The 2,500-nt window shown below is 55.2% G+C and carries 1 tRNA gene and 2 rRNA genes (1 of these 3 cut by a window edge); all 3 read right to left on the reverse strand.

Annotated elements, in window-relative coordinates:
• Window position 1: 1 nt before the first annotated feature.
• Window positions 2-78: transfer RNA gene (locus HJC04_RS31400), tRNA-Met, on the reverse strand.
• Between the two features lie 225 nt (window positions 79-303).
• Window positions 304-418: ribosomal RNA gene (rrf, locus tag HJC04_RS31405) — 5S ribosomal RNA — on the reverse strand.
• Between the two features lie 216 nt (window positions 419-634).
• A 23S ribosomal RNA gene (locus HJC04_RS31410) occupies window positions 635-2,500 on the reverse strand (it continues 1,013 nt past the right edge of the window).

Consider the following 2,500-nt stretch of genomic DNA (forward strand, 5'->3'; position numbering starts at 1 on the left):
TTGGTTGCGGGGGCAGGATTTGAACCTGCGGCCTTCAGGTTATGAGCCTGACGAGCTACCGGGCTGCTCCACCCCGCGATATTTCATTCCGGACGTTATGCCCGGGAGCGATGTCAGGCGTAGCCTGACGAGGTGAGGCCGTTTGGAGATCGATCCGGTGGATCGATCTTAGGCCGAACGGGCTGCTCCACCCCGCGGAACTATTATAACACGAAAGGCCGCTTGTGAGCGGCCCTTTGTTTCGGCCTTGGCCGTTTGGGTTTGTTCAGAGAAGATTTTTATCAACTGAGTTGCGTTTTGCAGACCTGGCAGCGACCTACTCTCCCGCGTCTTAAGACGAAGTACCATGGGCGCAGGGGCGTTTCACGGCCGTGTTCGGAAAGGGAACGGGTGCAGCCACCCCGCCATAACCACCAGGTCGGCAAAGCGCAACTTATTGATTTGAGAAGCTGGCAGGCGTTGGCCTGTTTTTTGAACACGTCTTTTGGATCTCTTCCGGCTGCGGGTGCTTGTGGCACCCATACAGGCCAGAGGCCGTCGCCAATCGTTTGGCGGGCCGTCCGCAGCGCCCTTGGCGCGTCAGGACAAAGGTCAGGCATCATCAGCCTCTGGCTGATGAGCATGAACAATGAGAACGATCAAGCCGATCGAGCTATTAGTACCGGTAAGCTTCATGCGTTGCCGCACTTCCACACCCGGCCTATCAACGTGGTCGTCTTCCACGGCTCTGATAGGGAACACTCGTTTTCAGGTGGGTTTCCCGCTTAGATGCCTTCAGCGGTTATCCCGTCCATATATAGCTACCCTGCTATGCCCTTGGCAGGACAACAGGTCCACCAGAGATATGTCCATCCCGGTCCTCTCGTACTAGGGACAGATCCTGTCAATATTCCTACACCCACGGCAGATAGGGACCGAACTGTCTCACGACGTTCTGAACCCAGCTCACGTACCGCTTTAATTGGCGAACAGCCAAACCCTTGGGACCTGCTCCAGCCCCAGGATGCGATGAGCCGACATCGAGGTGCCAAACAACCCCGTCGATATGGACTCTTGGGGGTCATCAGCCTGTTATCCCCGGCGTACCTTTTATCCGTTGAGCGATGGCCCTTCCACGCGGGACCACCGGATCACTATGACCGACTTTCGTCTCTGCTCGACTTGTCAGTCTCGCAGTCAGGCGGGCTTATGCCATTGCACTCGACGACCGATTTCCGACCGGTCTGAGCCCACCATCGCGCGCCTCCGTTACTCTTTCGGAGGCGACCGCCCCAGTCAAACTACCCACCATACACTGTCCCGGACCCGGATGACGGGCCGCGGTTAGACATCCATGACGATAAGGGTGGTATTTCAAGGATGGCTCCACGGAAACTGGCGTCCCCGCTTCAAAGCCTACCACCTATCCTACACATGCCGACACGAATGCCAGTGTAAAGCTATAGTAAAGGTGCACGGGGTCTTTCCGTCTGACCGCAGGAACCCCGCATCTTCACGGGGAATTCAATTTCACTGAGTCTATGTTGGAGACAGCGGGGAAGTCGTTACGCCATTCGTGCAGGTCGGAACTTACCCGACAAGGAATTTCGCTACCTTAGGACCGTTATAGTTACGGCCGCCGTTTACTGGGGCTTCGATTCAAAGCTTGCACCTCTCCTCTTAACCTTCCAGCACCGGGCAGGCGTCAGACCCTATACGTCGTCTTGCGACTTCGCAGAGCCCTGTGTTTTTGATAAACAGTCGCTACCCCCTGGTCTGTGCCACCCCACAAGAGTTGCCTCATATGGGGTCACGCTTCTTCCGAAGTTACGCGTGCAATTTGCCGAGTTCCTTCAACATAGTTCTCTCAAGCGCCTTGGTATACTCTACCTGACCACCTGTGTCGGTTTCGGGTACGGTCTATACGGTGGAGCTATTTCCTGGAACCGCTCCGCTGCCCATCCAATCCAATTAGAATGAACAACTTGTGCAATCCGTCACTACCACCAGGCCCACGAATATTAACGTGGTTCCCATCGACTACGCGTGTCCGCCTCGTCTTAGGGGCCGGCTAACCCTGCTCAGATTAACTTTAAGCAGGAACCCTTGGTCTTTCGGCGAGAGGGTCTCTCACCCTCTTTATCGTTACTCATGTCAACATTCGCACTTCCGATACCTCCAGGAGCCCTCACGGGTCTCCCTTCATCAGCTTACGGAACGCTCCGCTACCACGTGTATTGCTACACATCCTCAGCTTCGGTGCATGGCTTCAGCCCCGTTACATTTTCGGCGCAAAGACCCTTATTTAGACCAGTGAGCTGTTACGCTTTCTTTAAATGATGGCTGCTTCTAAGCCAACATCCTGGTTGTTTTGGGATCCTCACATCCTTTCCCACTTAGCCATGACTTGGGGACCTTAGCTGGAGGTTAGGGTTGTTGCCCTTTTCACGACGGACGTTAGCACCCGCCGTGTGTCTGCCGAGTAGTACTCCCCGGTATTCGGAGTTTGGTTAGGATCAGT

Origin of the sequence: Rhizobium sp. NLR8a, from assembly GCF_019685235.1 — a bacterium.
Lineage (GTDB): Bacteria > Pseudomonadota > Alphaproteobacteria > Rhizobiales > Rhizobiaceae > Rhizobium.